This is a genomic window from Streptomyces tsukubensis (assembly GCF_003932715.1).
GTDB lineage: Bacteria > Actinomycetota > Actinomycetes > Streptomycetales > Streptomycetaceae > Streptomyces > Streptomyces tsukubensis.
The window spans coordinates 7,358,875-7,382,434 of sequence record NZ_CP020700.1; the positions used below are offsets into that span (position 1 = coordinate 7,358,875).

Annotated in this window: 22 protein-coding genes; 14 read left to right on the forward strand and 8 right to left on the reverse strand. The window is 71.8% G+C overall.

Annotated elements, in window-relative coordinates; translation table 11 throughout:
• Nucleotides 1-14: 14 nt before the first annotated feature.
• Complete coding sequence (locus B7R87_RS30590) at nt 15-635, reverse strand: L-threonylcarbamoyladenylate synthase (protein WP_006345133.1); 621 nt, start codon at nt 633-635, stop codon at nt 15-17.
• A gap of 367 nt (nt 636-1,002) precedes the next feature.
• On the opposite strand from B7R87_RS30590, the gene B7R87_RS30595 reads away from it, so the two are divergent.
• Together B7R87_RS30595 and B7R87_RS30600 are read left to right on the forward strand one after the other, a co-directional pair.
• On the forward strand, nt 1,003-2,442 hold the full coding sequence (locus B7R87_RS30595; RefSeq protein WP_006345132.1) for an aldehyde dehydrogenase family protein: 1,440 nt from the start codon (nt 1,003-1,005) through the stop codon (nt 2,440-2,442).
• Between the two features lie 161 nt (nt 2,443-2,603).
• Nucleotides 2,604-3,863 (forward strand): acyl-CoA dehydrogenase family protein, encoded by a 1,260-nt coding sequence (locus tag B7R87_RS30600; RefSeq protein WP_006345131.1) that lies wholly within the window; start codon nt 2,604-2,606, stop codon nt 3,861-3,863.
• 16 nt (nt 3,864-3,879) lie between these two features.
• On the opposite strand, the gene B7R87_RS30605 is transcribed toward B7R87_RS30600, so the two are convergent.
• Both B7R87_RS30605 and paaK read right to left on the reverse strand, forming a co-directional pair.
• Nucleotides 3,880-4,860: an AraC-like ligand-binding domain-containing protein gene (locus tag B7R87_RS30605; RefSeq protein ID WP_006345130.1), complete on the reverse strand. Its 981-nt coding sequence runs from the start codon at nt 4,858-4,860 to the stop codon at nt 3,880-3,882.
• 153 nt (nt 4,861-5,013) lie between these two features.
• Nucleotides 5,014-6,381: a phenylacetate--CoA ligase PaaK gene (gene paaK / locus B7R87_RS30610; RefSeq protein ID WP_006345129.1), complete on the reverse strand. Its 1,368-nt coding sequence runs from the start codon at nt 6,379-6,381 to the stop codon at nt 5,014-5,016.
• A 301-nt stretch (nt 6,382-6,682) separates the two neighbouring features.
• On the opposite strand from paaK, the gene paaN reads away from it, so the two are divergent.
• The 9 genes from paaN (at nt 6,683) to paaE (ending at nt 15,114) form a co-directional block, all read left to right on the forward strand.
• Nucleotides 6,683-8,389: a phenylacetic acid degradation protein PaaN gene (gene paaN, locus B7R87_RS30615; RefSeq protein ID WP_006345128.1), complete on the forward strand. Its 1,707-nt coding sequence runs from the start codon at nt 6,683-6,685 to the stop codon at nt 8,387-8,389.
• Nucleotides 8,382-9,605 carry a thiolase family protein gene (locus B7R87_RS30620; protein ID WP_006345127.1) on the forward strand — a complete coding sequence of 408 codons (1,224 nt, stop codon included), beginning with the start codon at nt 8,382-8,384 and terminating at the stop codon, nt 9,603-9,605. The genes paaN and B7R87_RS30620 overlap by 8 nt, the downstream gene beginning before the upstream one ends.
• The gene (locus B7R87_RS30625) at nt 9,602-10,390 is read left to right on the forward strand and encodes an enoyl-CoA hydratase/isomerase family protein (protein WP_233168968.1); all 789 of its coding nucleotides are present in this window, start codon (nt 9,602-9,604) and stop codon (nt 10,388-10,390) included. The genes B7R87_RS30620 and B7R87_RS30625 overlap by 4 nt, the downstream gene beginning before the upstream one ends.
• On the forward strand, nt 10,387-11,295 hold the full coding sequence (locus B7R87_RS30630; RefSeq protein WP_130584785.1) for a 3-hydroxyacyl-CoA dehydrogenase family protein: 909 nt from the start codon (nt 10,387-10,389) through the stop codon (nt 11,293-11,295). The genes B7R87_RS30625 and B7R87_RS30630 overlap by 4 nt, the downstream gene beginning before the upstream one ends.
• Nucleotides 11,296-11,387: 92 nt before the next feature.
• Nucleotides 11,388-12,353 (forward strand): 1,2-phenylacetyl-CoA epoxidase subunit PaaA, encoded by a 966-nt coding sequence (gene paaA, locus B7R87_RS30635; protein WP_006345123.1) that lies wholly within the window; start codon nt 11,388-11,390, stop codon nt 12,351-12,353.
• Nucleotides 12,350-12,646, forward strand: coding sequence for a 1,2-phenylacetyl-CoA epoxidase subunit PaaB (gene paaB / locus B7R87_RS30640; RefSeq protein ID WP_006345122.1), 297 nt, complete (start codon nt 12,350-12,352; stop codon nt 12,644-12,646). The genes paaA and paaB overlap by 4 nt, the downstream gene beginning before the upstream one ends.
• 13 nt (nt 12,647-12,659) lie before the next feature.
• Nucleotides 12,660-13,487, forward strand: a complete 828-nt coding sequence (gene paaC / locus B7R87_RS30645; protein ID WP_006345121.1) for a 1,2-phenylacetyl-CoA epoxidase subunit PaaC — start codon at nt 12,660-12,662, stop codon at nt 13,485-13,487.
• A complete protein-coding gene (gene paaD, locus B7R87_RS30650; protein ID WP_006345120.1) occupies nt 13,481-13,996 on the forward strand; it encodes a 1,2-phenylacetyl-CoA epoxidase subunit PaaD in 516 nt (171 codons plus the stop codon). Before paaC ends, paaD begins: the two co-directional genes overlap by 7 nt.
• A complete protein-coding gene (gene paaE / locus B7R87_RS30655) occupies nt 13,996-15,114 on the forward strand; it encodes a 1,2-phenylacetyl-CoA epoxidase subunit PaaE (RefSeq protein WP_006345119.1) in 1,119 nt (372 codons plus the stop codon). Before paaD ends, paaE begins: the two co-directional genes overlap by 1 nt.
• Before the next feature lie 79 nt (nt 15,115-15,193).
• On the opposite strand, the gene B7R87_RS30660 is transcribed toward paaE, so the two are convergent.
• Together B7R87_RS30660 and B7R87_RS30665 are read right to left on the reverse strand one after the other, a co-directional pair.
• Nucleotides 15,194-16,126 carry a dihydrodipicolinate synthase family protein gene (locus B7R87_RS30660; RefSeq protein WP_006345118.1) on the reverse strand — a complete coding sequence of 311 codons (933 nt, stop codon included), beginning with the start codon at nt 16,124-16,126 and terminating at the stop codon, nt 15,194-15,196.
• Nucleotides 16,123-16,923, reverse strand: a complete 801-nt coding sequence (locus tag B7R87_RS30665; protein WP_006345117.1) for an aldolase — start codon at nt 16,921-16,923, stop codon at nt 16,123-16,125. Before B7R87_RS30665 ends, B7R87_RS30660 begins: the two co-directional genes overlap by 4 nt.
• A gap of 205 nt (nt 16,924-17,128) precedes the next feature.
• On the opposite strand from B7R87_RS30665, the gene B7R87_RS30670 reads away from it, so the two are divergent.
• Nucleotides 17,129-17,701, forward strand: a complete 573-nt coding sequence (locus tag B7R87_RS30670) for a helix-turn-helix domain-containing protein (protein ID WP_006345116.1) — start codon at nt 17,129-17,131, stop codon at nt 17,699-17,701.
• A gap of 33 nt (nt 17,702-17,734) precedes the next feature.
• On the opposite strand, the gene B7R87_RS30675 is transcribed toward B7R87_RS30670, so the two are convergent.
• The 3 genes from B7R87_RS30675 to B7R87_RS30685 form a co-directional block, all read right to left on the reverse strand.
• Nucleotides 17,735-19,216, reverse strand: a complete 1,482-nt coding sequence (locus B7R87_RS30675) for an FAD-dependent monooxygenase (RefSeq protein WP_006345115.1) — start codon at nt 19,214-19,216, stop codon at nt 17,735-17,737.
• A 161-nt stretch (nt 19,217-19,377) separates the two neighbouring features.
• Nucleotides 19,378-20,889 carry a sensor histidine kinase gene (locus tag B7R87_RS30680; RefSeq protein ID WP_006345114.1) on the reverse strand — a complete coding sequence of 504 codons (1,512 nt, stop codon included), beginning with the start codon at nt 20,887-20,889 and terminating at the stop codon, nt 19,378-19,380.
• Entirely contained in the window at nt 20,886-21,575 is a 690-nt protein-coding gene (locus tag B7R87_RS30685) for a response regulator transcription factor (RefSeq protein WP_078902019.1), read from the reverse strand. Before B7R87_RS30685 ends, B7R87_RS30680 begins: the two co-directional genes overlap by 4 nt.
• 152 nt (nt 21,576-21,727) lie before the next feature.
• Between B7R87_RS30685 and B7R87_RS30690 the strand changes: the two genes are divergently transcribed.
• Complete coding sequence (locus B7R87_RS30690; RefSeq protein WP_040913002.1) at nt 21,728-23,065, forward strand: ferredoxin reductase family protein; 1,338 nt, start codon at nt 21,728-21,730, stop codon at nt 23,063-23,065.
• 86 nt (nt 23,066-23,151) lie between these two features.
• On the forward strand, nt 23,152-23,559 hold the full coding sequence (locus B7R87_RS30695) for an FMN-binding protein (RefSeq protein WP_006345111.1): 408 nt from the start codon (nt 23,152-23,154) through the stop codon (nt 23,557-23,559).
• Nucleotide 23,560 lies beyond the last annotated feature (1 nt).

The window sequence follows — 23,560 nt, forward strand, 5'->3', positions numbered from 1 at the left end:
CCCGCTCCGGTCCGCTACTCGAACCGGGCGGTGTCGCCCGCTCCCCTGCGTACGATCTCCGGCTCACCGCCGGAGAAGTCGATGACCGTGGTCGGCTCCGTACCGCAGTCACCCGAATCGACCACGGCGTCGACGACATGGTCGAGGCGTTCCTTGATCTCCCAGCCCTGGGTCAGCGGCTCCTTCTCGTCGGGCAGCAGCAGCGTGCTGGAGAGCAGGGGCTCACCGAGTTCGGCGAGGAGGGCCTGGGCGACGGTGTGATCGGGGATGCGGACCCCGACCGTCTTCTTCTTCGGGTGCAGCAGCTGACGCGGCACCTCCTTCGTCGCGGGCAGGATGAAGGTGTAGCTGCCCGGCGTGGCCGCCTTGATCGCGCGGAAGACGTCGTTGTCGATATGGACGAACTGGCCGAGCTGCGCGAAGTTCTGGCAGACCAGGGTGAAGTGGTGCCGCTCGTCGAGATCACGGATCGACCGGATGCGGCCGATCCCGTCGCGACTGCCCAGCTGACAGCCGAGCGCGTAGCAGGAGTCCGTGGGATACGCGATGAGCGCACCGGAACGGATGCTCTCGGCCAGACCGACGATGGTCCGTCGCTGGGGGTTCTCGGGGTGCACGTCGAAGTACTTTGCCATCGGGGCAGTCTAGGTTGCCGCTCCTCGTCCCGACGGCCCCGTACAGCCCCGTAGGGCCCCGTACGGGACCCTGCATCAGCAAAGCGGGTGAAACGGGCGAAGCGGCGCAAGGCTGCGGTCTCCCGGAAGGCCGCCGTAATCGCGGGGCCGGTCCCGCACCCCGCCGCGGAGTGTGCGCTCACGGGTGACCTCCCGTGCGCCCGGTGGCGAACCAGCCGCCCCTGACCGGCCTAGATTCCGGCCAGAGCGAAGGCGCCGTGCAGGGCCGCCGGCACAACTGCTCCCGTACCCCGGTCCTCCGCACCCCGCTCTTCCGTGCCCGATTCGTCCGACAACCGTCCACACCCCCTCCGGAGGAGCGACAGCCATGCGCACCGACATGCTGATCGGCGGCGAGTGGACCGCAGGCAGCGGTTCCACCTTCCCCACCTTCAACCCGGCCACCGGCGAGGTCATCGCCGAACTGCCCGACGCCACCGAGGCGGACGTCGACGCAGCCGTACGGGCCGCGGCCGTCGCCTTCCGCTCGCCCGAGTGGGGCGGACTGCTCCCGGCGGCCCGGGCGAGGCTGCTCCTGCGCGTGGCCGACCTGCTGGAGGAGCACGCGGACGAACTGGCCCGGCTGGAGACCCTGGACCAGGGGCAGCCGCTCGCTGTGAGCGCCGGGTTCTCGGTGCCCAACGCGATCGAACACTTCCGCTACTACGCGGGCTGGGTCACCAAGATCACCGGAGTGTCCTCGCCGCTGTCCGTCCCCGACGCCGACCACCGGACGGTACGCGAACCCCTGGGCGTCTGCGGGTTGATCACCCCGTGGAACTTCCCGCTGATGATCCTGGTGTGGAAGCTCGCGCCCGCCCTCGCCACCGGGAACACCGTGGTCATCAAGCCCGCCGAGCAGACCCCGCTGTCCACCCTGCGGCTCGCCGAGCTGATGGCGGAGGCAGGGGTCCCGGCCGGTGTCGTCAATGTCGTCACCGGCGGCCCGGAGACCGGCCGTGCGCTGGTGCGCCATCCGTCGGTGAAGAAGATCTCCTTCACCGGTTCCACCGCCGTGGGCCGGGAGATCGGCGCGGAGTGCGGCCGGACCCTGAAGAAGGTGTCGCTGGAGCTGGGCGGCAAGGCACCCAGCATCATCACCGCGGACGCCGATATCGACGCCGCGGTCCAGGGCAACCTGCTGGGCGGGCTCCTCAACTCGGGCCAGGTCTGCGCCGCGTACACCCGCTTCTACGTGGACGGCAAGCGGCACGACGAGTTCGCGGAGAAACTGGCGGGGGCGGCCGGTTCGCTCCGGCTCGGTGACGGGCTCCACCCCGACACCCACCTCGGTCCGCTGGTCTCCGCCGAACAGGTCGAGCAGACCGCCCGCTATGTGGCCGTCGGCCGCGAGGAGGGCGCCGAGCTGCTGACCGGCGGCGGCCGGCCCGGCGGTGAACTGTCCGCGGGGTTCTTCCACGAGCCGACCGTCTTCGCCGGGGTCGGACAGGACATGCGGATCGCCCGCGAGGAGATCTTCGGCCCGGTGCTGGCGGTGATGCCCTACGAGGACCCCGAGGAGCTCGTAGGCCTCGCCAACGACTCCGAGTACGGACTCGCGGCGTCGATCTGGTCCCGGGACATCGCCACCGCCAACCGGCTCGCCCGCCGGGTGAAGGCCGGCACGGTCTGGATCAACATGATGCAGGGCCTGGACGCGGCGGCGGCCTGGGGCGGCACCAAGTCCTCCGGTATCGGCCGTGAGATGGGCTGGGAGGCGATCACGGCATACACCGAGGTCAAGAGCATCTGGACCAGCCACATCTGACGGAGCACGACCCGGCCGGGACACCCGTCCGGTCCCGGCGGCGGGCCGTGGGGAGGCCCCGGCGCCGCCGGGACCGGTTCCTCCCCACCGCCTTCGGACCAGAACCCCCGCCCCACCGGTGCCGGAGCACCATATGGGGCGTACCAGCGAGGAGCCCCCGCATGGCCATCGACTTCACCCTCACCCCCGAACAGCTCGTCCTGCGCGCCCGGGCCCGCGATTTCGCCCGGCGGTCCCTGAGCGGGGTCGGCCCCGCCACCCGGCTGCTGACCGATCCCGAGGAGCGCTGGCAGGCGACCCGGCCGGTCTACGAGCAGGCCGTCGCGGAGGGCTGGCTGCGGCGCATCCTGCCCGAACCGCTCGGCGGCGAGGGCCGGGGCATGGTCGACCTCGCACTGGTGGCGGAGGAGTTCGTCGCCGTCGACGCGAATGTGTCCCTCACCCTGTTCGCCGTCACCCTCGGTCTGACCCCGCTGATGGCCGCGGGGAGCCCGGAACAGCTCAAGGAGCACTTCGGCCGGTTCCTGGAACCGGCGGGCGCACCGCTCGCGGCCTTCGCCTTCAGCGAGCCCGGCGGCATCGCCAACTACGACGCGCCCGCACCCGCCGAAGGCGTCCGTACCACCGCCGTCCTCGACGAGCGCACCGGCGAGTGGGTGATCAACGGCTCCAAGCGCTGGGTGTCGAGCGCCGGTGGCTGGGACGGCCAGGGGCCGGATCTGCTCGCCGTGGTGTGCCGTACGAGCACGACGGCCGCGCCCGGCGAAGCGCTCTCCGTCATTCTGGTGCCCGGCCCGGTCGCCGGGCTCACCCTCGACAACAGCCTCGACCTGCTCGGCCACCGGGCCCACCAGACGCCCACGATCACCCTGCGCGATGTCCGTGTGCCGCGCGGCAATGTCCTCGGGGTACCGGGTGCCGGGCGGGCGGTCGTAGCGGGCAGCTTCGTGCCCACGGCGGCGCTGGTCGGTGTGTTCGCCCTGGCCAAGATGCGCGCGGCGTTCGACTTCGCGCTGGGCTTCGCCAAGCGCGAGCGGCGGGCGGGAGCGGTGCCGATCATCGACCACCAGGCCGTGGGGTACGCCCTCGCGGACGCGAAGTCCGCGATGGAAGCGGTGCGCTGTCTGTCCTGGCGGGCCTGTCACGCACTGGACACCGGGAGCCCCGCGGCGGCCGAGCTCGCCCTCCATGCGAAGGTCTTCGGTTCGGAGACGGCGGTACGGGTCGTCACCGACCTGATGCGCGTCGTCGGCATGGAGAGCTACAGCCATGAGAGCCCGCTCGCCGAGATCCTTCAGGACGCGCTCGCCTACCCGCTCTTCGACGGCGGCAACATCGGTGTCCGGCGGCGGCAACTGCACGCCATGCTCGCGGATCCGGAGTACGACGCCTACGCCACCCATGAGGACCCGGCCCGGTAGGCGCGCGGGAACGCCGTCAGGGCGGTGCGGGGTCCCGGTGGAGACCGGGACCCCGCACCGCCCTGACGGCCTCGGCGCGGATCTCGACCGCACTTTGGCCGTACTCGGCCCGCAGGGCGCGGCTGAGATGGGCCGCGTCGAGATACCCCCAGCCGGCGGCGATCACGGAGACGCTGCGGTCCACGAGCGCGGGGTCCGCCAGATCGCGGCGGATCCGCTCCAGCCGGCGGCTCCTGACCCAGGAGGCGAGTGATACGCCACGCCGCTGCAGGACCTTGTGCAGATAGCGCACCGAGATGTGGTGCGCACGGGCCACCGACTCCGGGGAGAGACGCGGGTCGGAGAGCCGGCCGAGGCAGTGGGTGAGGATGCGCTCGGCGAGATCGTCCGACGGGCGCAGGGCGACGGGCTGTTCGGCCAGAGCCGACAGCACCAGGGAGACGAGGGCGTCGGCCAGATGCGGGCCCCCGCTGCCGGAACAGGCGGGCAGTTCGTCCGCCGTCTCCCTGAGCAGCGCCGCCGCCAGTCGCCGCCCGCCGCCGTCGGTCGGCACCGCCGACGCGGTACGGCCGGCGAGCGGATCCGTGTGCGGCCCCAGCAGGATCCGGGGGATGCCCAGCACGATGAGGTCGAAGGGATCCCAGAAGCGGAGTTCGTACGGGCGGGCCGTCTCGTAGACCACCAGATCCCCGGGGGCCACCAGACACTGCCGCCCGTCCTGCTCGACCCCCGCGCGTCCGGAGCCGTGGAGCGCCACCTTCAGCAGCTGCCGGTCTCCCGAGCCGATGAGCGACGGAGGGCGCTGCACGGTGCACGGGCCGCCGGTGATCCGGGTGATCAGCACCTCGCCCGGCCGTGCGCTGCGCAGAGTGCCGCAGGAACCGCCGCTGCCGCCGCCCGGCGTCTCGTCGCCGCGGATGCGCAACGGGGCGAACGCTTCGGAGACGAGCCGCTCGAAGTGGTCGTCCCGTTCCCGGGTCCCCGTGACCGGTGGCATGTCTGCCTCCTTCGCCTTTCACCTCATTCTGCAGGGTCCGGACGCGGGCGGTCCGGGCCGTCGGATATCCGGTGCGACCCGCCTCCGCGGCGGGCGGGGGAGTGGGGCCCGACCCGTCCGGGCCCGGTGCGGTGCCGGGCCCGGACGGACGGGTCACGTACCGCGGAGGTCCTTGACCCTGCGGATCTTGCCGACCGACCGTTCCAGACTCTCGGGGTCCACGACCCGGACCTCAACCGTGACCCCCACTCCGTCCTTGACTCCGCGCCCGATCGCCAGCGCGGCCGCCTCCCGCTGCTGTTCCCCGCTCTCCGGCCGGGCCTCGACCAGGACGGTCATATGGTCCATCCGGCCGCGCCGGGTCAGCTCGATCCGGAAGTGGGGCGACACCCCCGGCACCCGCAGCACGATCTCCTCGACCTGGCTGGGGAAGACGTTCACCCCGCGCAGGATGATCATGTCGTCGCAACGGCCGGTGATCTTCCGGATCCGGCGGAAGGCGGGCCTTGCGGTGCCGGGCAGCAGCCGGGTCAGATCGCGGGTGCGGTAGCGGACGACCGGCAGCGCCTCCTTCGTCAGCGAGGTGAAGACGAGCTCGCCCTCCTCGCCGTCCGGCAGGACGTCACCGCTGAGCGGGTCGACCACCTCGGGGTAGAAGTGGTCCTCCCATACGTGCAGTCCGTCCTTGGTCTCCACGCATTCCTGGGCGACCCCCGGCCCGATCACCTCGGAGAGGCCGTAGATGTCGACGGCGTGGATGCCCGCGCGCTCCTCGATCTCGCGGCGCATCTCCTCGGTCCAGGGCTCCGCACCGAAGATGCCCACCTCCAGGGAGCTGCTGCGGGGGTCCACGCCCTGCTTCTCGAACTCGTCGAGCAGGGTGAGCATGTAGGACGGGGTGATCATGATGATCTCGGGGCGGAAGTCCTGGATGATCCGGACCTGGCGTGCGGTCATTCCGCCGGAGGCGGGGATCACGGTGCAGCCGGCCCGCTCGGCGCCGTAGTGCGCGCCGAGGCCGCCGGTGAAGAGGCCGTAGCCGTAGGAGATGTGCACCTTGTGGCCGGGACGGCCGCCCGCGGCGCGGATGGACCGGGCGATGACGTCCGCCCACATGGAGAGGTCGTTCTCGGTGTACCCCACCACGGTCGGGAGGCCGGTGGTGCCGCTGGAAGCGTGGACCCGCCGTACGTCCGCCATCGGAACGGCGAACATCCCGAACGGATAGGTGTCCCGCAGATCGGCCTTGGTGGTGAAGGGGAACCGGGACAGATCGCGGAGCGAGCGGCAGTCGTCGGGGCGCACACCGGCTTCGTCGAACCGGGTGCGGTACAGCTCCACGTTCTCGTAGGCGTGCCGCAGGGTGGACCGGAGCCGGTCGAGCTGGAGCTCCTCCAGCTCCGCGCGGCTGAGGCGTTCACCGTCGTCCAGCAGACCCGCCGGAAGGGGTTCGCCGGTGCGCGGCCCGGCGGGCCCGCCGCCCGGTGCCGTTCCCGCGCCGGCGGTGTGTTCGCTGCTCATCATGGATCCTCGACTCTCCGGGCCCGGTGCGCTGCGCACCGCTGGTCTCGTCCCTTGTCCACGGGGAAGCGGTCGTCCTCGACTGCGGACAGGCGCGTCTCCTGGCCGCGCCCCGGCAGCCCACGGGACGCTGCACCCAGGGGAATCCTGACCCCGGACAGCGTCCCTCCGCGTGTCGTCGCACCAGTGTTCTGTGTCACTTCCCCTACCGCCTTGTCTCCCGACCGAACATTCGGTTAGCGTGCGGCACGCCCAGTAATCCAGCCGCACCGTTACCTGTCAAGAGGCGGAACACATGCCCATGAATCCCCCTGACCGACCGGACTTCTTCGCGCGTCACCGGGCGCTGCTGGAGCAGGCGGTCGCCGCGACCGCGGCCCGCGGGCACTGGTCGCCCTATCCCGAGGCGCCGAGCAGATCCGTGTACGGCGAGGACGCGGCGGAGCAGGGGGAAGCCGCCTTCGCCGCCCGGCGCGACCACCGGTTCGAGCTGCCGGGCCATCCGGGCCGCGGCGTCGTGGCGGCGGGCGAGATCTCCCCGTACGGCTTCCCGCTCGGCATCACCTATCCGCGGATCACCCCCGACGAGGCGCTGGCCGCGGCGAAGGCGGCGACCGGATCCTGGCGGGAGGCGGGCCCCGACGTCCGGGCCGGTGTCGCCGCCGAGATCCTGGCCCGGCTGAACGCCGCGAGTTTCGAGATCGCCCACGCCGTGCAGCACACCACCGGGCAGGCGTTCGTGATGGCCTTCCAGGCGGGCGGCCCGCATGCGCAGGACCGTGGCCTGGAGGCGGTGGCCTACGCCTGGGCGGAGCAGAAGCGCCAGCCCGCCACGGCACGCTGGAGCAAACCGCAGCGCAAGGGCGGGCCGCTGGAAATGGAGAAGAAGTACACGCCGGTCGGCCGCGGGGTCGCTCTCGTCGTCGCCTGCCGCACCTTCCCGACCTGGAACGGCTACCCGGGACTGTTCGCCGGCCTGGTGGCCGGAAATCCGGTGATCGTCAAACCGCATGCGGGGGCCGTGCTGCCGCTGGCGCTCACGGTACGGACGGCCCGCGAGGTGCTGGCCGAGGCCGGATTCGACCCGAACCTGGTACTGCTCGCCGCCGAAGGGCCCGAAGACCGCACGGCCGCCGACTACGCCCTCCGTCCTGAGGTACGGATCATCGACTTCACCGGCTCGACCGCCTTCGGCGACTGGCTGGAGACCCATGCCCGCCAGGCCGTCGTGTACACCGAGAAGGCGGGACTCAACACGGTCGTCCTGGACTCCACCGACGACTACCGGGGCCTGCTCGGAAATCTCGCCTTCTCGCTCTCCCTCTACAGCGGGCAGATGTGCACCACTCCGCAGAACATCCTGATCCCCCGGGAGGGGATCGCCACCGACCTGGGCACGAGGTCCGCCGACGAGTTCGCCGCCGATCTCGGCACGGCGCTGGACCGGCTGCTCGCTGACCCCGCCCGCGCCGTCGGCACCCTGGGTGCCCTCGCGGACGAAGGAGTGCGCCAACGGCTCGACGAGGCCGCCGGACTGGGCGTGACGGTGCACGCGTCCGCACCGGTGGTCCACCCCGACCATCCGGCCGCCGTCGTGCGTACCCCGCTGGTGGTACGGCTGGAGGCGGAGACCGACCGGGAGACGTACAGCCGTGAGTGGTTCGGCCCCGTCTCCTTCGTCATCGGCACCCGGTCCACCGGGCACAGCCTGCAGATCCTGCGCGAGACGGTGGGCGAACACGGCGCGCTGACCGCCGCGGTCCACTCCACGTCCGACGAGGTACTGGCCGCCGCCGAACGGGCGGCCCTGGACGCCGGAGTGCACCTCTCGGAGAACCTCACCGGACAGGTCTACGTCAACCAGTCCGCCGCCTTCAGCGATTTCCACGGCAGCCCCGCCAATCCGGCGGCCAGCGCCACCCTGTCCGACCCCGCTTTCGTCACCGGCCGCTTCACCGTGCTGCAGTCGCGGCGGCCCCTTCCCGCCGAGGAGTCCGCCGATGTCTGACGAGGTCTTCCTGATCGACGGTGCCCGAACCCCCCAGGGCCGCTACGGCGGCGCGCTGGCGTCCGTACGTCCCGATGATCTGGCGGCGCTGGTGGTCGGCGAGGCGGTACGGCGCGCCGGTATCGCACCGGAGGCGGTCGACGAGGTGATCCTCGGCGCGGCCAACCAGGCCGGCGAGGACAACCGGGACGTGGCCCGGATGGCGGTGCTGCTGGCCGGGCTCCCGCACACGGTCCCCGGGTACACCGTCAACCGGCTCTGCGCCTCCGGTCTGACGGCCGTTGCGTCGGCCGCCCAGGCGATCCGCTCGGGCGAGGCGTCGGTCGTGGTGGCGGGCGGCGTGGAGTCGATGACCCGCGCCCCCTGGGTGATGGCCAAACCCGGCACGCCGTGGGCCAAACCGGGCGAGGTCCATGACACCTCGCTGGGCTGGCGGTTCACCAATCCGCGGTTCACCGCCGCCGATGACGCCGTTCCGGCGGACGCGGGCCCGGACACGGTGAAGGTCACCCTGTCGATGGGTGAGACCGCCGAGGAGGTCGCGGCGCTGGACGGCATCACCCGCGCCGAATCCGACGCCTTCGCCCTCCGCAGCCACCGGCGGGCGGTCGCCGCCCGGGAAGCCGGGCGCTTCGACCGGGAGATCGTGCCGGTGCCGGTACGGGACGGCGAGGTGGTCCGCGACGAGGGCCCGCGTCCCGACACCACACCGGAACGGCTCGCCGGGCTGCGGACCATCTTCCGGGCGAACGGGATCGTCACGGCGGGGAACGCCTCCCCCCTCTCCGACGGCGCCTCCGCCCTGGTCGTCGCGAGCGGCGCGGCCGTACGCCGGTTCGGACTCGTCCCCCGGGCCCGGATCGTCACCTCCGCATCCGCCGGGGTCCCGCCGCAGCTGATGGGGCTGGGACCGGTGCCCGCCACCGAGAAGGCCCTCGCCCGTGCCGGGCTGGCGCCCGGGGATCTCGACGCGGTCGAACTGAACGAGGCGTTCGCCGCGCAGGCCCTGGCCGTGATCCGGCGACTGGAGCTCGACGAGGAGAAGGTCAACGCCGACGGCGGCGCCATCGCGCTCGGCCATCCGCTCGGCTCGTCCGGCGCCCGCATTCTGCTCACCCTCGTCGGACGGCTGGAACGCGAGGGCGGACGGCGCGGGCTCGCCACCCTCTGCGTGGGAGTAGGCCAGGGTGTCGCGATGCTGGTGGAGCGGGTGTGAGCGGCACGGTGGAGGCCCCGGGGACACGGACACCGGCGTACGAAACCCTTCTCGTGGAGGAGCGCACGGACCGGGTGGTGGTCGTCCTGAACCGGCCCCGGGCCCGTAACGCCATCAGCGCCCGGATGATCCGTGAACTGCACCAGGTCTGCGAACTGCTGGAGCGGACCCCGAAACTGCTGCTGCTCACCGGCTACGGCGGGGTCTTCGCGGGCGGCGCCGATATCGCGGAACTGCTGGACCGCGGCCGGGACGAAGCCCTCCAGGGCATCAACAGCCGTCTCTTCGAACGGGTGCGCCGACTGCCGATGCCGACCGTCGCGGCCGTGGACGGCTGGGCGCTCGGCGGCGGCGCGGAGCTGGCGTACGCCTGTGATGTACGGATCGCGGGTCCGGACGCCGTGTTCGGCAATCCCGAACCCGGGCTCGGCATCCTCGCCGCGGCCGGGGCCTGCCGCCTGCTGCCCCGGCTGGTCGGCGAATCCGTGGCCAAGCAGATGCTGCTCGCCGGACGGCGTCTGGACGCGCCCGCCGCCCTGGCGTGCGGACTGGTGACGGAGATCGTGCCCGCCGCCGAACTGACCGAGCGGGCGCACGGAGTGCTGGACCGGATGGCCCGCTCCTCGGCCACGGCCCTGCGGCTGACCAAGCTGGTGGTGGATTCCCCCGGCGGCCATCCGGCCGTCGACGATCTGGCGCAGGCGGTGCTGTTCGAGGGAGCGGACAAGAGGGAGCGGATGACCCGCTTCCTGGAGAAGTCGGCGGAACGGGAGGACCGGGTATGAGTACGCAGGACCAGGGGCCGGAGACGGTGCTCACAGACGGGGCCGGAGCCGGGCCGGCCGTGCCCGCGCTCGTCGGCGTGATCGGGGGCGGTCGGATGGGCGCCGGTATCGCGCAGTCGTTCGCCGCCGCCGGGTCGGCGGTCGCCGTCGCCGAGGGGAGTGCGCAGGCCGCCGCTGCCGCCCGGGACCGCATCGCGGCGGGGCTGCAGCGGGCCGCCGAACGCGGCCGCCTCACCGAGCCGGTCGACCGGATCCTCGGCCGTATCACCATGCTGGAGTCGGTCGCCGCACTGCCGTCGGCGGCGGATCTGGTCGTGGAGGCGGTCCCCGAGGACGCGGCGCTGAAGGCGCGGCTGCTGGCAGCGGCGGAGGGCGCCGTCGGCGTGGACACCGTCCTGGCCACCAACACCAGCTCACTGTCCGTCACCGAGCTGGCGGCGGCCCTCGTCCGCCCCGGCCGGTTCATCGGTATGCACTTCTTCAATCCGGTCCCGGCCTCCGAACTGGTCGAGATCGTGGTGGCGCCGGAGACCCTGCCCGGGACCGTGCGCGCGGCGACGGAGTGGACGCACGCACTCGGCAAGCAGGACGTCGTCGTCCGGGACTCGCCGGGATTCGCCAGCAGCCGCCTCGGGCTGGCGCTGGGTCTGGAGGCGATCCGCATGGTCGAGGAGGGCGTCGCCGAACCGGAGGCCATCGACGCGGCCATGCAGCTCGGGTACAAGCATCCGATGGGCCCGCTGCGGCTGACCGATCTCGTCGGGCTCGACGTCCGCCTGGCCATCGCCGAGCATCTCCACACGACCCTGGGCGAACGCTTCGCCCCGCCGCGGCTGCTGCGCGACAAGGTCGCCCGCGGCGAGCTGGGCCGCAAGAGCGGACAGGGGTTCTACCCATGGCCGTGAACACCGGAACACCTCGCCGCCGACCCGGGGACACCGCCCCGGAGTCCGAAACCGGCAGCGGCCGGGCCGAACGACCGGCAGGAACGGGACAGATGACCACGGCACACCCGGCGCACGCGCCGCTCCAGGAGCACTTCGACGCGACGATCGCCCGCGACCAGCGCATCGAGCCGCGCGACTGGATGCCGGACGGCTACCGCAGGACCCTCGTCCGGCAGATCGCCCAGCACGCCCATTCGGAGATCATCGGCATGCAGCCCGAGGGCGATTGGATCACCCGCGCGCCGTCGCTCCGCCGCAAGGCGATCCTCTTCGCGAAGGTCCAGGACGAGGCCGGACACGGGCTGTACCTCTACTCGGCGGCCGCGACGCTCGGCGCCGACCGCGAGGACCTCACCCTGCGGCTCGTCGAGGGCCGTCAGAAGTACTCCTCCATCTTCAACTACCCCACCCCCACCTTCGCCGACGTCGGGGTGATCGGCTGGTTCGTGGACGGCGCGGCCATCTGCAACCAGGTCCCCCTGTGCCGCAGTTCCTACGGGCCGTACGCCCGCGCGATGGTGCGGATCTGCAAGGAGGAGTCGTTCCACCAGCGCCAGGGCTACGAACTGCTGATGACGATGATGCGCGGCACCGAGGCCCAGCGGGCGACGGTGCAGAGCGCCGTGGACCGCTGGTGGTGGCCTTCGCTGATGATGTTCGGCCCGCCCGACGGGGACTCGCCCAACTCGGCCGCCTCGATGGCCTGGAAGATCAAACGCCACAGCAACGACGAGCTGCGGCAGCGGTTCGTCGATATGACCGTCCCGCAGGCGGAGAAGCTCGGTGTGACCCTGCCCGACCCCGAGCTGCGCTGGAACGAGGAGCGGGGGCACCACGACTTCGGCACCCCCGACTGGTCCGAACTCCAGCGGGTCATCGCCGGCGACGGCCCCTGCAACACCGAACGGATCGCACGGCGCAGAGCCGCCCACGAGGAGGGCGCCTGGGTACGGGAGGCGGCCACCGCGCACGCGGCCGGGCGGGCGGCCCGCGCCGGGAAGGGAGCGGCGGCATGAGCACCACCACCCCGGGCGGCTGGCCGCTCTACGAGGTGTTCGTACGCGGCAAGCGCGGACTGAACCACGTCCATGTGGGTTCGCTGCACGCCGCGGACGACGAGATGGCCCTCACCCACGCCCGCGACGTCTACACCCGGCGCAACGAGGGCGTCTCCCTCTGGGTGGTGCGGTCGGAGCACATCGCCGCCTCCACCCGCGACGAGAAGGACCCGTTCTTCGCCCCCAGCGCCGACAAGGTCTACCGCCACCCCACCTTCTACGACATCCCCGACGACGTCCCCCATATCTGACGAGGACCAGGGCATGAGCAACGACCCCATACACCTCGCCCTCGCCGAGGGGCACGAGGACGACACCCGCTGGGCCTACGGCACCGGCTTCGAGGATCCCCTGCACGGAGTGGACACCGCCGTGCCGGACGGGGTCGACACCGGACGGCTGGCCGCGCTCTGCACCGCCCTCGGCGACGACGCCCTGATCAGTGCCCAGCGGCTGGCCGAATGGACCACCCGCGCACCCGAGCTGGAGGAGGAGGTGGCCCTGGCCAATATCGGCCTCGACCTGATCGGCCAGGCCCGGCTGCTCTACGCGCGCGCCGGCCGGGCCGACGGAAGCGGACGCGGCGAGGACGCCTACGCCTACTTCCGGGACGCGGAGGACTTCCGGAACGTCCGGCTCGCCGAACTCCCCTGCGGGGACTTCGCCTTCTCCGTCGTACGGCTGCTGGTGCTCTCCGCCTGGCGGCTCGCACAGCTGCAGGCGCTCGCCTCGCACCCCGATCCGGTGCTGGCGGCGATCGCGGCCAAGGGCGTGCAGGAGCTGACGTACCACCGCCAGTACGCGGCCGAGTGGACGGTACGGCTGGGCGACGGCACCGAGGAGTCGCGCCGCCGGACGGCCGCCGCGCTGACGGAGACCCTCCCGTATCTGGACGAGCTCTTCGCGGCGTACGACGCACGGGACGAGGTCCTCGCCGTGCTGCGGCAGGTCACCGAAGAGGCCGACCTGCCACTCCCGGCCGTCCGGCCGCTGCCGGGCTCCGGCCGGGACGGCCTCCGCACGGCGTATCTCGCCCCGCTGCTGGCCGAGTTGCAGAGCGTGGCCCGCGCCGATCCGGACGCGACATGGTGAGCGCCCGCCCGGGCGCAGGGCACGCCCGGCGGATCGCCGGGCAGGTGCCCGACCCGGAGCTGCCCATGCTCACCCTCGCCGACCTCGGCGTGCTGCGCGAGGTGGAGGTGGCCCCGGACGGCACGGTGATCGCGAGCCTGACCCCGACCTACTCGGGCTGTCCGGCCATCGCCGAGATGCGCGCCGACGTGGCGTCCCGGCTCCGCGAAGCGGGCTACGAACGCGTCGAGATCCGCACCCTCCTCTCCCCGCCCTGGACCAGCGACTGGATCACCCCGGCGGGCCGCCGCAAGCTCGCCGGGCACGGCATCGCCCCGCCCGGTGCCGCGCCCCGCCGGCCCGCCGGCCCGGTGTCCCTGGTGCTGATGCCCACCCGGCCCGCCGTGCGCTGCCCCCGGTGCGCATCGGCGGACACCGAGGAGACCTCCCGCTTCGGCTCGACCGCCTGCAAGGCGCTGTGGCGGTGCCGTGCCTGCCGGGAGCCGTTCGAGTACGTCAAGGAGATCTGATGGAAGACCTGCCGAACCCGGCCGCGACCGTCGCGGAGCCCCGCCCGCGTACCCGACCGCGACCGGTCTTCCACCCGCTGCGCGTCGCGACCGTGCAGCCGCTGTGCGAGGACGCGGCGGCGGTCGGCTTCGACGTCCCGGACGAGCTGGCCGGGGAGTTCGCCTTCCGCCCCGGCCAGGCCCTCACGGTGCGGCGGGAGATCGACGGCCGGGACGAGCGCCGTTCGTACTCCATCTGCTCACCCGCCGGCTCCGCGCCGCGCATCGGCGTGCGGATCGTGCCCGGCGGGCTGTTCTCCTCCTGGCTTGTGCGGGAGGTCCGCCCGGGTGACACCGTCGAGGTGATGGCGCCCACCGGCACCTTCGCACCCGATCTCACCGCCCCCGGCCACCATGTGCTGATCGCGGCGGGTTCCGGCATCACGCCCATGCTCTCCATCGCCGAGTCGGTGCTGGCCGCGGACTCCCGCTCGGCCGTCACCCTCTTCTACGGCAACCGGCGCAGCACCACGGTGATGTTCACCGAGGAGCTGGCCGATCTGAAGGATCTGTACCCGAGCCGCTTCCATCTCGCCCATGTGCTCTCCCGTGAACCCCGCGAGGCCGAGGTGCTCTCGGGACGCCTCGACGCCGATCGGCTGTCGGCGCTCACCGCGTCCCTGGTGGACCCGGGCACCGCCGACCACTGGTGGCTGTGCGGACCGCACGGCATGGTCCGTGACGCGCAGCGGGTCCTGACCGGCCTCGGTGTCCCCGGCGCACGCGTCCACCGGGAGCTCTTCCACGCGGACGACGAGCCCGTCCGCGAGACGCGGCACGAGGAGACGGCCGCCGACGGCCCCGTCAGCCGGGTCACCGTCAGGCTCGACGGCCGCTCCACCACCGCGGAGCTTCCCCGGGGGCGGAGCCTTCTCGACGGTGCCCAGCGGACCCGCCCCGATCTGCCCTTCGCCTGCAAGGGCGGTGTCTGCGGTACGTGCCGTGCGCTGGTCACCGACGGTACGGCCGATATGCGCCGCAACTACGCCCTCGAATCCACCGAGGTGGACGCCGGCTATGTGCTCACCTGCCAGACGTATCCGGTGTCGGACGCCCTGACCGTGGACTTCGACAGCTGACCGGCGCCGGGTCGCCCCGCACGAGGTGCTTCGTCCCTCACCCGTGCGGGGCTGCGGGCCCCGGCGGGCCCGGTCGGCTTCAGCCGGTGGGCGGTGCCGGGACCACTGCCTTCGGCCCCGGGTAGGAGCCGAGTTGCTCCAGCAGCTCCCGGAGCCGTTCGGTCTCCTGCTCCGGCAGGGGCAGCAGCGGCGTCCTCGGGTGTCCGGCGCTCCGGCCGAGGAGCTCCAGCCCGGCCTTGACGGTGCGCGGGAGTCCGTGGCCGACGATGAACCTCAGAAAGGGCAGCAGTTCCGCGAGGAGGGCGTCGGCCCGTCCGTCCTCGCCGTGCAGGGCCGCGTCGTACAGGTCGAGACACGCCCGGGGTACGAGGCAGGGCGCCGCGGTGCACCAGCCTGCCGCGCCGGAGCGGAAGGCCTCCAGCGCGAGAGGGTTGCTGCCGTTGTAGACGGAGAGCGCTCCCTCGGAGAGGTCGAGGACGGCGCGGAAGCGAGTGGCGTCGCCGGAACTCTCCTTGACCATGGTGAGGTTCGGGATGCTGCGGGCGAGGGCGGTCACCGTCTCGGGTGTGAGGTCGACTCCGCTGGTGCCCGGGTTGTTGTAGAGCATGACCGGGAGGTCGGCCGCGTCGGCGACCGTGGCGAAGTGCCGTTCCAGTTCGGCATCGGTCAGTTTCCAGTACACCTGCGGGAGCACCATGATCGCGGTGGCTCCGTGGCGGGCGGCCGCCCTGGCCCGGCGGACCGTGCCCTCGGTGCTCCAGTGCGATACGCCGACCAGGGTGGGCACCCGTCCGGCGACGGTCTGCAGGGTCGTCTCGCAGACGGCGTCCCACTCCGGGTCCCGGAGGTAGGCGCTCTCCCCGGTACTGCCGAGCGGGGCGACGGCATGGCTTCCGGCGTCCACCAGTTCATCGGTCAGCCGCCGCAGCGCCGGCAGGTCGAGCTCCCCGGTGGCCGGGTCGAAGGGGGTGACGGGGTAGGCGATGATGCCCTTCAGGGGCGGTGTCGTCATCGGATCTCCGCAGCGTTCGTGAGGCAGTCGGGGTGATGGCGCAGGGCCTTGCGCGCGTAGTAGGCGAAGTTCGCCCGGCTGCGGCGGTCGGTGGACGTCCAGTCGTGGGCCTCGCGGGCGAGTTCATGAGGCAGCGGCTTGACCGTTCCCGCCGCCATGGCCAGCAGCTGCAGACGCGCGGCGCGTTCGATGAGTACGGCCAGATTGCACGCCTCCTCGACGGTGGCGCCGGTCACGAGCTGCCCGTGGTGGGCGAGCAGGATGGCGCGCTTGTCGCCGAGGGCCGCGGAAATGATCTCGCCCTCCTCGTTGCCGACCGGTATGCCGGGCCACTCCTTGAGGAAGGCGCAGTCGTCGTACAGCGGTGTGGTGTCCATCTGGGAGATCACCAGCGGCACTTCGAGCATCGAGAGCGCGGCCGTGTGCAGGGGGTGGGTATGGACGATGCAGTTGACGTCCTCGCGCGCCCGGTAGATCCAGGAGTGGAACCGGTTCGCGGGGTTGGCCATGCCCTCGCCTTCGAGGACGTTGAGGTCCTCGTCCACCAGCAGCAGGTTGTCCTCGGTGATCTCGTCGAAGCCGAGGCCCAGACGCTGGGTGTAGTAGGTGCCGGGCTCCTTCCCGCGGGCGCTGATCTGTCCGGCGAGCCCGGAGTCGTGTCCGCCGTCGTAGGCGATACGGCAGGTCAGGGCCAGCTTCTGCCGGGTGGTCAGATCTGAGGATCCGAGGTGGTCGTCCATCTGCCGCTTGGCGCGGTCGATGAGAACGCCCTTCTTCTCGTGCAGTGTCTCTGCCATGCTCCGCTCCGATCAGAGGTGTCGGCGCATTCCGGCGCGCCGGTCGGATGCCGCCGGTGGCGACATCCGAGGAAACAATGTTGACTATAGGACACCTTGTGTCATGCGGGAAGGGTGGCCGGACGGCGGCACTCGCCGCCGGGCACATACTGGGTGTCCGGTCGGCCGGATTCCGGCGCTCCGGACGTCTGAAGGGAAGGAACCAGTGATCAATCGGGTGCGGCAGCTGCGCAAGGAGCGGCTGATGACCCTGGATGTGCTCGCCGAGCGCGCCGGTGTCACCAAGAGCTATCTCTCCAAAGTCGAACGCGGGCACAGCGTCCCGTCGATCGCTGTCGGCGCCTCACTCGCCAGGGCCCTGGACGTCCCGCTGGACACCCTCTTCACCGATGCCGAAGAAGTCTCCGACGTCACCGTCACCCGGGCCGGTGACCGGCAGCCGCTCACCTCCGGCGAGGAGCCCGGCTCACGCTACGAGGGCATCGCGCTCCGGGCCGGCACCAAGCGGATGACACCCTTCATGCTGTACCCGCCGCACGACGCCGACCCGCTGCCCTTCCGGGACCATCCCGGCGAGGAGTTCCTCTTCGTCCACGAAGGCGAAATCGAGCTGTACTTTCCCGCGAAGTCCGTCACGCTCGGGCCGGGAGACTCCGCCTACTTCAAGGCGACCGCACCGCACAAGGTCGGCTCCCTGGGCACGGAACGGGCCGCCGTGCTCCTGCTGGTGTGCGACGACCGTGACGCGCCCGGGACGCCCCACCCGCACCTGCCCTGACGGGCGGGGGCCGGACGGCGTCCGCCGAGACTGCTAGCGGCGGCCCAGGGCGGTGGCGAGGGCATCGTCCACCAGCGCTGCCAGCTCTGCGTCGTCCTCTTCCGCTCCGGCCCAGGCGATATGCCCGTCCGGCCGGATCAGAGCGGCGCGCACGTCCTCCCAGCCGTCCGGGACCTGGTCGAGCGCCCCGCCCCGCACGGTGATCCGGTCCCCACCGCGGTCGTCGAGTACGCCCCGCGCCGTGAGGTCGAGCAGCAGATACCCGTCCGCCCGCAACAGCGCGAACAGGTCGGTGTCCGCGGCGGCGAAGGCGAGGGCGGGCGCGCGGGCACCGGTCAGGGGGTGCGCGTCCGGATCGGCGGCGGGATAGGCGACGTCGAGCGCGGTGAGGCGCCCGGCCAGTACATCGCTGAACTCCTTCGACCGCGGGATCATCCGGCTGAGCAGGGAGCGCAGTGCGAGCCCTTCGGGTGTGAAGCCGTGGAACAGATAGGTCTGGGCGCGGCTGTGCTCCATCAGCTGCTCACCGATCGGATGCCGGTCGGTGTGATAGGTGTCCAGCAGGCCGTCCGAGGCCCACCCGTTGATGGTGGCGGCCAGCTTCCATCCGAGGTTGAACGCGTCCTGGACACCGACGTTCATGCCGACCCCGCCGGTGGGGTAGTGCTGGTGGGCGGCGTCGCCCGCGAGGACGACACGGCCGAGCCGGTAGTGGGTGGCCAGCCGGGTGGCGTTGCCGAATCGGGAGAGCCAGGACGGGTCGCGCATCCCGAAGTCGTCGCCCGCGATGCGGATCGTCTTCTGCCGCAGCTCCTCCATCGTGAAGTCGCCGGGCCACTCGGTGGTCGCGCTCGACGGGTCGGTGCCCGCGATGCGCCACCGGTCGCCGGGCAGCGGCACGACCATCAGACCGCCGTGCTCGGTGAAGCGGTTGAACCCGGGCGGCGGCGGGTTGTCGAACGCGACATCGCCCAGCCAGCCGAGGTACCTCGACGGAGTGCCGGGGAAGCCGATCCCGGCGGCCTCGCGCACGGTGCTCCTGGTGCCGTCACAGCCCGCGAGGTACTCCGCACGGATCTCGTACGGCCCCTCCGGTCCCTCCGCCCGGACCGTCACCGCATCCGCCTGCTCGGTGAATCCCGTCACCCGGTGCCCGCGCCGGATCGTCGCCCCGAGCGCGCGAGCATGCTCCTCGAACAGCTCCTCGGTGCGGGCCTGGGGGATGAAGAGGGTGTACGGGTACGGCGTATCCAGGACGGAGAAGTCGAGCCGGTCGGCGAGGTTCGCGAAATGGCCGGTGGAGATCCTCAGCGACTCGTCGAGGAACCGCTCGTGCAGTCCGCGGCAGGCCAGCACCTCCACGCTGCGCGGATGCACGGTGAGCGCCTTGGACCGCTGGTCGACCTCGGTGCGCTGTTCCAACACGGTGACGGAGACGTCGTTGAGCCGCAGTTCCGCGGCGAGCCAGAGCCCGACGGGACCGCCTCCGGCGATGACGACCTGCTGCGTTTCCATACGACCACCCCTGGGGTCGGCGGCGCCGTGGTCCTGGCGCCGCGACGGCTCTAGGTCAGTGACCCAGACTCGATATCGAAGTAAACTAGGTCAGTGACCAAGACGCTAGGCGGGGGAGTGGAACCGGCCACGGAGCGGTCCGGGGCAGGCGGCCCGGAGAGTCAGGCGGACCTGTCCGCCTGCTCTCTCACCCCGCCCGCGCCCTCGGCCGGGGGCCCGGTGGGCTGCGCACCGCGGCGCAGCGGCAGCCGTACGGTGAACACCGTCGCGCCGGGACTGCTCGTCAGTTCGATGGTGCCGCCGTGGGCACGGATCAGGGAGTCCGCGACCGACAGGCCCAAGCCGCTGCCACCGCGGTCGCGGGTACGGGCCTGGTTCACCCGGTAGAAACGGCCGAAGACCCGTGCGCGGTCGGCGGGCGGGATCCCGGGGCCGGTGTCGGCCACCGTGATCAGGGCCTCGCTGCCCGTCGCCGCCACGGAGACCGACACCTCGGTGCCCGGCGGGGTGTGCACGGCCGCGTTGGCCAGCAGATTGTCCAGCACTTGGCGCAGGCGTTGCGTGTCCACCGCCGGACACACTGCGGCAGGTCCGGTCGTCATCCGCAGCGGATGGTCGGGATGGCTCGCGCGGAATGCGTCCGCGGCCTGGTGCACCAGCTCCACGAGATCCGTCTCCACCAGCCGCAGCGGGGTCTCCGCCTCCGACGCGTCCAGTCGGGCGAGGAGCAGCAGATCGTCCAGGAGGAAGCCCATCCGGGCCGCCTCCGCGCGCAGCCGGGACAGATGATTGTCGCGTTCCTCCGGGGCGTTCGCCGCCGCGTACTGGAACAGGTCCGCGTAGCCGCGTACCGACGTCAGCGGGGTGCGCAGTTCGTGCGAGGCGTCCGCGACGAACTGCCGCAGGCGCTGCTCGGCCTCCGCGCGTACCGCCAGCGAGTCGTCGATGTGCTCCAGCATGGTGTTGAACGCGGTCCGCAGTTCCTCCATCTCCGGCCCGCCGCCCCGGGGGTCGGCGCGCAGCGGCAGCCGGGCCGCCGACTCGGTCAGATCGTGCGAGGTGATGCTGTGCGCGGTGTGCGCCATATCGCTCAGCGGCTTCAGCCCGCGCCGCAGCGTCCGCCGGCCGAACACCACCAGAGCCAGCAGCGCCAGGGCGAAGGCGATCACCTGCACCGTGATCAGCCGGGTGACGGTGTTGTCGATGTCGGTGGTCGGCGCGGCCGTCACCAGGACCACCCCGGGCTTCACCTCGCAGGCCCGCAGCCGGTAGGTGCCCTCCCGGCCCAGCGGCCGGGTGTCGAAGAGATCGTCGGCCCGCGAGTCGACGAGCCGCTCGGCGAGCGCGGCGAACGCGGTGCTGTCCTCGGGCAGCGCGGCCGGCTGCCGCAGCCGCGGCTCCCCGTCGGAGACCTCGTACACCGCCTGGTACCAGCCCAGATACGTCTCCCGCCGGACCGCGCCGTGTTCGACGGCGTCCTTCGCCTGCACCACCTGGGCCGACTTCATCCGATCGCCGAGCTGCCGCTCCAGATAGTCGTGCATATACGTGGTCAGTACGGTGCCGACCACCGCGAACACCGTCAGCGACAGCACCCCGAGGCCGAGCGCGAGCCGGGTGCCCAGACGCAGCCTGCCGTAGGTGTGCCGCAGCCCCCTGAGCGCCCGCTTCACTCGGCGGCCCCTCTGATGACGTACCCGAAGCCGCGGACCGTACGGATCAGCGGCTCACCGGTCTCGTCCAGCTTGCGGCGGAGCCTGCTCACCACCAGTTCCACGACGTTCGACCGCCCCCCGAAGCCGTACTCCCACACATGGTCCAGGATCTGAGCCTTGGTCAGCACGGTCGGGGAGCGGCGCATCAGATAACGCAGCACCTCGTACTCGGTGGGGGTGAGGGTGAGGAGCCGGTCCGCCCGGCGCACTTCACGGGTGTCCTCGTCCATGGAGAGATCGCCCACCCGCAGCACCGAGCGCTGGAAACCGGGCCCCGCGCTGCGCCGCAGCACGGTCCGCAGCCGGGCCATCAGCTCCTCCACCGCGAACGGCTTCACCAGATAGTCGTCCCCGCCCCGGGTCAGCCCCGCCACCCGGTCCGCGACGCCGTCCCGGGCGGTGAGGAAGACCACCGGCACCATCGTCCCGGAACGCCGTAGCCGGTCCAGCACCCCGAAGCCGTCCACGTCCGGCAGCATCACGTCCAGCACCACGATGTCCGGATGGAACTCGGCCGCGATCCGCAGCGCGTCATCGCCGGTGTTCGCCGTCATCGCGTCCCAGCCCTCGTAGCGGGCGACCGTCGCGACGAGGTCGGCGATCGGCGGGTCGTCGTCCACCACCAGCACTCGAACTCTGTCCACCCGTCCATACTGCGGCACGCCGCCGCTCGCACCAGACCCCGTCGACGAACCGGCGCCGATCGGTAGGCACTTGAAAGCCGGACGACAGGGATTCGACAGCTTCCGCCCGCCAAGCTCGGGTGCACCGATTCCCGACCGAGGAGCTGCCGTCCGTGACGACTGTCGAAGCACGTCCCGGCCCCACCCGGGGCATACGGCCGAAAGTGGTCGCCCGCACCGGTCTGCAAGCCGGATTCGCCGTGAACGCGGCCATCGTGGCGTACCTCTTCGTCCAGGCCGGATTCGCCTCGAACGCCCTGATCGTGCTGGGCCGGTTGACCGGCCTGTACGCCGCGCTGCTGATGGCCTTCCAACTGTTCCTGATGGCCCGGCTGCCGTGGCTCGACCGGCGGATCGGCATGGACCGGCTCGCCGGCTGGCACCGCTGGAACGGCTTCCTCCTGCTGTGGCTGCTCCTCGGCCACGCCGTCTTCATCGTGTTCGGATACGCCCGGCCCACAGGCAGGGATCCGGTCGATCAGACGGTCGAACTCGCCGAGACCGTCGAGGGTGTTCTGCGGGCCGTCGTCGCGCTGCTGCTGATCCTCGTGGTCGGCGCGGTGTCCGCCCGCTTCGCCCGGCGCCGGCTGGCCTACGAGACCTGGCACTTCATCCACCTCTACACCTACCTCGCCGTGGCGCTGGCCTTCACCCACCAGGTCGCGGCCGGTACCACCTTCACCTCCTCCGACCTCGCCACGGCCTACTGGTACGCGCTGTGGGGCAGCGCGCTCGGCGCGGTGGCCGTCGGCCGCATCCTGCTGCCGCTGTGGCGCAACTGGCGGCACAAGCTGGTGGTCACCGCCGTCGTCCCCGAATCGGACAACGTCGTCTCCATCCATCTCACCGGCCGTGACCTGGACCGGCTGCCGGCCCGCGCCGGGCAGTTCTTCCTGTGGCGGTTCCTCACCCGCGACCGCTGGTGGCAGGCCAACCCGTACTCCCTGTCGGCCGCGCCCGACGGCCGTACCCTCCGGCTCACCGCCAAGGCCGCCGGTGCAGGCAGCGCCGCCCTGCGCCAGGTCAAGCCGGGCACCCGGGTCTTCGCCGAGGGCCCCTATGGGGCCTTCACCACCCTGCACCGCACCCGCCCGGACACCGTGCTGATCGCAGGCGGTGTCGGAGTCACCCCGATCCGCGCGCTGCTGGAGGAGTTGCCCGGCCATACCGTCGTCCTCTACCGCGTCGGCAGCGACAAGGACGCCGTCCTCCACCGGGAACTGCACGAACTGGCCCTCGCCCGCAGCGCCGAACTGCACCTGATCACCGGCCCGATCGCGCCGGACCCACTCGCCCCGCACGCCCTGGCCGGGCTGGTACCGGACATCGCCGACCGGGACGTATACGTCTGCGGACCGCCCGGCATGACCACCGCGGTCCTCCGCAGCCTGCGTGAACTGGGCGTACCCAAACCGCAGATCCACTTCGAACGGTTCAGCCTGGCCGGCTGACCGCGGCGGACCGGCCCCGGCCGACCCACCCGGCCGACACCCCTCGCCGGTACGGAATCGGCCGGCGAAGCGACAAGGAAGTGACTGTGAAGCGAGTACTGCCCGTCCTTGCCCTGACCGTGATCGGTGTGATTCCGGTGTGGCGCTACGCGCCCTCCCACGGCAACGGCTCCACCACCCTGACGGCCCCGCCGTCCGCGCCCTCCCCGCCCGCCGGGACCTCCGGCCCCGGCGCCGTCGTCCTCGCCGGGCCCGTGATCGACACCGAGAAGGGTCCCGTGCAGGTCGAGGTCGCCTTCGAAGGCGACACGATCAGCGCCGTACGGATGCTCCGGCAGCCGGACCATCCCCAGACCCACGCAGCCGTGCCCACGCTCATCGAGGACACCCTGCGGCTCCAGGGGGCCGATATCGACACGATCTCCGGAGCGACCATCACCAGCGACGCCTACAAGGACTCCCTCCAAGCCGCAATCGACGCGAAAGGCAACTGAT

Coding starts and splice junctions, on each gene's coding strand:
- paaE (WP_006345119.1), top strand. CDS start 13,996: ATGGAAGACCTGCCGAACCCGGCCGCGACCGTCGCGGAGCCCCGCCCG.
- B7R87_RS30620 (WP_006345127.1), top strand. CDS start 8,382: ATGTCTGACGAGGTCTTCCTGATCGACGGTGCCCGAACCCCCCAGGGC.
- B7R87_RS30630 (WP_130584785.1), top strand. CDS start 10,387: ATGAGTACGCAGGACCAGGGGCCGGAGACGGTGCTCACAGACGGGGCC.
- paaK (WP_006345129.1), bottom strand. CDS start 6,381: ATGAGCAGCGAACACACCGCCGGCGCGGGAACGGCACCGGGCGGCGGG.
- paaB (WP_006345122.1), top strand. CDS start 12,350: ATGAGCACCACCACCCCGGGCGGCTGGCCGCTCTACGAGGTGTTCGTA.
- B7R87_RS30595 (WP_006345132.1), top strand. CDS start 1,003: ATGCGCACCGACATGCTGATCGGCGGCGAGTGGACCGCAGGCAGCGGT.
- B7R87_RS30600 (WP_006345131.1), top strand. CDS start 2,604: ATGGCCATCGACTTCACCCTCACCCCCGAACAGCTCGTCCTGCGCGCC.
- B7R87_RS30675 (WP_006345115.1), bottom strand. CDS start 19,216: ATGGAAACGCAGCAGGTCGTCATCGCCGGAGGCGGTCCCGTCGGGCTC.
- B7R87_RS30605 (WP_006345130.1), bottom strand. CDS start 4,860: ATGCCACCGGTCACGGGGACCCGGGAACGGGACGACCACTTCGAGCGG.
- paaA (WP_006345123.1), top strand. CDS start 11,388: ATGACCACGGCACACCCGGCGCACGCGCCGCTCCAGGAGCACTTCGAC.
- paaN (WP_006345128.1), top strand. CDS start 6,683: ATGAATCCCCCTGACCGACCGGACTTCTTCGCGCGTCACCGGGCGCTG.
- B7R87_RS30660 (WP_006345118.1), bottom strand. CDS start 16,126: ATGACGACACCGCCCCTGAAGGGCATCATCGCCTACCCCGTCACCCCC.
- B7R87_RS30590 (WP_006345133.1), bottom strand. CDS start 635: ATGGCAAAGTACTTCGACGTGCACCCCGAGAACCCCCAGCGACGGACC.
- paaD (WP_006345120.1), top strand. CDS start 13,481: ATGGTGAGCGCCCGCCCGGGCGCAGGGCACGCCCGGCGGATCGCCGGG.
- B7R87_RS30665 (WP_006345117.1), bottom strand. CDS start 16,923: ATGGCAGAGACACTGCACGAGAAGAAGGGCGTTCTCATCGACCGCGCC.
- paaC (WP_006345121.1), top strand. CDS start 12,660: ATGAGCAACGACCCCATACACCTCGCCCTCGCCGAGGGGCACGAGGAC.